This is a genomic window from Vibrio sp. 10N.286.46.A8, assembly GCF_041470165.1.
GTDB lineage: Bacteria > Pseudomonadota > Gammaproteobacteria > Enterobacterales > Vibrionaceae > Vibrio > Vibrio tasmaniensis_A.
In genome coordinates, this window is the sequence record NZ_JBFRLX010000280.1 from 1 (window position 1) to 4,913 (window position 4,913).

At 41.4% G+C, this 4,913-nt stretch carries 4 protein-coding genes; 3 read left to right on the forward strand and 1 reads right to left on the reverse strand.

Features of this window, described 5'->3' with window-relative positions; translation table 11 throughout:
* The first annotated feature begins 100 nt into the window (after positions 1 to 100).
* Positions 101 to 997: a LysR family transcriptional regulator gene (locus AB4232_RS21320; RefSeq protein ID WP_280621464.1), complete on the forward strand. Its 897-nt coding sequence runs from the start codon at positions 101 to 103 to the stop codon at positions 995 to 997.
* A 112-nt stretch (positions 998 to 1,109) separates the two neighbouring features.
* Complete coding sequence (pdxH, locus tag AB4232_RS21325; protein ID WP_280621465.1) at positions 1,110 to 1,748, forward strand: pyridoxamine 5'-phosphate oxidase; 639 nt, start codon at positions 1,110 to 1,112, stop codon at positions 1,746 to 1,748.
* A 520-nt stretch (positions 1,749 to 2,268) separates the two neighbouring features.
* On the opposite strand, the gene mpaA is transcribed toward pdxH, so the two are convergent.
* Positions 2,269 to 2,979 carry a murein tripeptide amidase MpaA gene (mpaA, locus tag AB4232_RS21330; protein WP_372087958.1) on the reverse strand — a complete coding sequence of 237 codons (711 nt, stop codon included), beginning with the start codon at positions 2,977 to 2,979 and terminating at the stop codon, positions 2,269 to 2,271.
* A 149-nt stretch (positions 2,980 to 3,128) separates the two neighbouring features.
* Here mpaA and AB4232_RS21335 point away from each other — a divergent pair, with 149 nt between their 5' ends.
* Positions 3,129 to 4,754, forward strand: coding sequence for an ABC transporter substrate-binding protein (locus AB4232_RS21335; RefSeq protein WP_372087959.1), 1,626 nt, complete (start codon positions 3,129 to 3,131; stop codon positions 4,752 to 4,754).
* Positions 4,755 to 4,913: the final 159 nt, after the last annotated feature.

Consider the following 4,913-nt stretch of genomic DNA (forward strand, 5'->3'; position numbering starts at 1 on the left):
GTATTTACTATCGCTATCGCGGTTTTCTGTAAACCGTCTGGTCATATTAGAGCGCACTTGCTACAATTAGAAACATGTTTTATTTGTTAGAGGTACAAGTTTGAGTTTGATTAATCGATTGGAAATAAAGCAACTTCGTATATTGCAAGCATTACTTAGGGAACGAAATGTTTCTCGTGTAGCAAATCAAGTTGGATTAACTCAACAAGCGGTTAGTGACCAGTTGAGAAAACTACGTGATATATTTGATGATCAATTATTTGTTCGACGTAGTAACGGTCTTATACCAACTCCCATCGCAGAACAACTGGAAGAAAAAATAGAAAAAATATTATCTGATCTAGAAGGACTACTAGAACAACCAACATTTGAACCAGAAAATATTAGTACTACTTTTGTTATTTCAGCTACTGATTATGCACAACAAATTGTAGTGCCTTCATTGCTTAATAAAATAAGACTTTTAGCTCCAAACTTAAAAATAATTATTCGTGATTTTGAGATCGACAACTTACACGAATTGATGATTACTGGGAGAGTTGACTTAGCACTAACATTTCCTGACTATATTCCCGATACGTATCCGTATATGAGCTTATTTAGTGAACATTTTGTTTGTGTTACATCTACAACTTCATCTCTGAATAGAGCCGAAGTAAAACTAGCAGATATAGCTTCTATACCTCAAATTATCGTATCACCATCTAGAGCTAATTTTAGAGGATCTATTGATTCCTATTTTGAAAAAGAAGGTTATAAAAGAAATGTTGTAATTTCAGCACCATGTTTTTCTGTTGTCCCGCGATATATTGAAATGACAGATGCCATAGCGTTCTTACCATCAAAAGTATTACCAAATGATAAACTTTTACAATTAAATTTGGTAGAAAAAATGCCTAGTTTTGAAGTAATTTCAGCTTGGCACCCTCGCTCTAGTAATGATTTACTTCATCAATGGATTTTGGGCTTACTACGGGATGAATATTCTCCCACATAGATATTCTTGTATGTTATACAAGTAAAATTAGTTTCTGTTAAGAATTTAACTCATTAATATATGAAATCTAATTAAACTCTTTATTCAAGATAATAGGTATTGTGAGGCAGAAATGAGTACATTAGATAATGTAAGAGAAATGATTTTAAATAATGGATTAAGTTCTGACAACTTAAACCCCGATCCGATTGGACAATTTGACCAGTGGTTAAATCAAGCTAAAGATTCAGGAATTAGATATCCAACAGCAATGAGCCTTGCAACGGTAACCTCTATGGGAACACCAGAACAGCGGTTTGTTATGCTTCGAGATTTTAACGAAAAAGGCTTTGTCTTCTATACAAATCTCAGTAGCCGAAAATCTGAGCATTTATCTATTAATTCGAATGTGAGCCTTATTTTTCCTTGGCATATGCTTGAACGGCAAGTACAGATAACAGGTCATGCTGAAAAGCTCACTAAACTCGAAGTTCTTAAGTATTTTTCTGTTGGATCAAAAGGCTCCAAGCTGTCAGCTTGGTTATCAGAACAATCCTCTCCAGTAAGTCACAGAGACGTTCTAGAAAACAAAGTAAATGAAATAAAGAAAAGGTTCAGCCGTGGTGACATATCTATGCCTCCTTTTTTTGGGGGTTACCGAATTATTCCTAATAACTATGAATTTTGGCAAAGTGGCATAGATCGAATTAATGACCGATTTATTTATTCAAAAGATAATGGTCAGTGGAATATAACTCGTGTAACACCTTGAATAATTAGCACTACAACATAGTGAACTTAAATCAGTAGCTTAAGTTCACGGTTATCTTCCTTAACAACCTGTCTAAAAAAGCTGATCTCGCTTAAACAGTTCTGCACTATCAATACTGGAAACCAAGTGAAGTGATTTGGCTGCCCAGACTCCAATAGACATTCTTCGCCTATTTTTAAAGAAGATGGGGGCTTATAGGTATTACAACAGTTAACGGTCTAGAGCAGCTAAAAGCTAACAATCAAAATGTCATTTGTAATACTGATGATTAATAAATTATTAGTACAAATGTTACCTAACAAATAAGGATTAAGTACTACGAAGTTCTCGCTTAATCCGATTGTTGAACAAGCGGCGTTTTTCAAGCCCGATGCTTCTATATAAGTAAATTGTGCGATTGATCTGCCCCAGCAATACTGGGCAACCCATCAAGCGATTTTCCGATACCAAAAGTTATCCGTATAAGGCTAAATTAGTAGAGCACTTAACACAGAATTGTCCAAAAATGAGTTAGTAATCTTTAAACAACTCCCTCACCCCCCAACACAGCCACAAATGCCTCCAAATATTGGTCGATAGTCAGATCTGCAGAAACGGGCGGCAGTTCTACGGTAATACACGGTAGGTTTCTTTCTTCGCACCAAGTGCCGAATGAGCCTGGGGTCTCGTAATCGACGTCTTCGACGAGTGGTAGGTTGAACTGCTTGCCTAGCCAAGTGGCGAGTTCTGACTGAGTTGGGTCGTCGACTATGGCGAGTGGTTCGTGGAAAGAGATGACGAATTTAGGCTTACGCTGTTCGATGAGGTTGATGAGCGACTGCACTTCCGGTTCAAGCTGATCGGCTTGCCCCGTATTGACTTTTACATCTCTGACAGGAGTGTGAGAACTCCAGCGATAGACGGTGCCGTTTTCTGTCCAGTTTTGAGTTGGAAAGGCGCGGTTTAAATCGACTTGGTTAGCGTTGGCGCGAGTGCCTAGTTGATTGCCGTCTGGGTTCATCGATAAGATCACATCGTGTCGTAAGTTGGCGGCAGGCAAGCTTCTTAGGGCGCAAGACAAACCCGCGATAGAAGCTGTTTCATCGCCGTGTGTGCCCGCTAAAATCAGCCCGCGAGATTCGCTTTCTACTTGTGCGGGGAAATAGAGCAAAGGCGCACCCAACACCGATTTTCCATATGACAGCGGCTTTATCGAAAACGCAGCTCTTTCCGTTCTTGGAATTAAACTCACCTTAATCTCCTGATTGATCAAGTAGTATCAAAGTGTCACTACTATTTAGATGACCTCTATTAAATAAACCATAGCGTCAAAACTCGTCAACCGTCGCATTGTTAATTTTATTACTTTGCTTCAAAGATAGGCTAGGAGAGCAAAAAAACATGGATTTTAAGAAACATTCAACGGCTTTACTCATTTCATCTTTATTGACCCCTTTTATCTCAGTGACTGCCGTTGCTGATACCTTACCTGCTGGTGTTTCACTGGCAAAAGAGCAACATTTGGTGCGAGCCAATGATGCAGAAGCTGCGACACTCGATCCGGCAAAGGCAGAAGGCTTGCCTGAAATGCACATTCTACGTGACCTGTTTGAAGGTTTAGTGATCCAAGACCGCGATGGCAACATCACTCCAGGTGTCGCGGAATCTTGGGAAACCGAAGACAACCAGACGTTTGTATTCCACCTGCGTAAAGACGCGAAATGGTCGAATGGCGATCCGGTGACAGCCGATGATTTCGTGTATGCGATAAGACGCGCGGTCGACCCAAAGCTTGCTTCGCCAAATGTGTGGTATCTCAAGCTCACTCAAATCAAAAATATCGCTGATGTGGCAGAAGGTAAGAAGCCTGTTGAAGAGCTCGGTATCTCGGCTGTTGATAAGCATACGGTGAAATTCGAACTCGATAGCAAAGTGCCTTACTTTGTGGCGATGACAGGCCATACATCGATGATGCCCGTTCACAAGGCAACGCTAGAAAACAGCGATAAGCCGTGGAGCGATCCGAAGCAGTTTGTTGGCAATGGTGCGTTTGTTTTAGGCGAGTGGGTGGTGAACGAACGCATTGAACTGGAGAAGAACCCTAACTATTGGGACAGTTCAGATACGCACTTAACCCAAGTGACTTACATTCCGTTTGAGAACCAGAATGCGTCGATTAATCGCTATGCGGTGGGCGAGGTCGATATCACGTCTGATGTGCCGACACACATGGCGCAGCAGCTAAAAATGAAATATCAAGACGCGTATACAGCGGTACCTTTATTGTGTACATACTATTACGCGTTCAATACCACGCGCCCTCCGTTTGATGATGCGCGAGTGCGTAAAGCGGTGTCTTATTCCATGATGCGCAATGTGATTACTAATGGCGTGACTCAAGTAGGTAACTTACCGGCTTATACCTTTGCTCATGAATACACGGCGGGTTTTGATGCCACTCAACCTGAGTACAGTACATGGATTCAAAGGGAGCGTGACCAAAAGGCGAAAGAGTTGCTGAAAGAAGCCGGGTACGATGCTTCTAACCCGTTAGATTTTAAATTGCTTTACAACACCAGTGAATCGAATAAGTCGATTGCGGTGGCGATTGCATCCATGCTGAAAAGTAATCTAGGCGCGCAAGTTGAGTTGGAAAACCAAGAGTGGAAGTCTTACTTAGTGTCGCGTCGACAAGGTGATTTTGATGTGATGCGAGCGTCTTGGTGTGGTGATTACAATGAAGCGTCGACCTTCTTAAGCCTTCTGCGTTCTGAATCTTCAGGTAACTTTGCGCGTTACAATAACGATAAGTACGACTCTGCGATGGACAGCGCCTTAGCTGCAACCAGCGAGCAAGATCGCCAAGGTTTCTATGACCAAGCGGAGCAGTTACTGGCTGAAGACATGCCGATCGCGCCAATCTACTACTACATGCAAGCTCGCCTAGTGCGACCAAGTGTCGGTGGCTTTGCTAAGAACAACGTAGAAGGCCGCATCTATTCTAAGGATCTTTATATCAAGCAGTAAAAAGCTTTGAACATTATATAAATATAAAATCCCCATTCGCTGACAAGGCGAATGGGGATTTTAGTTACTAGGGGGTAGTAATTTTATCTTCCAACTTGTTTCAGGTTTTAAATAGCCACCATGTCCGCGGCTTTCTTCATCGCTTCTTTCGTTGAACAC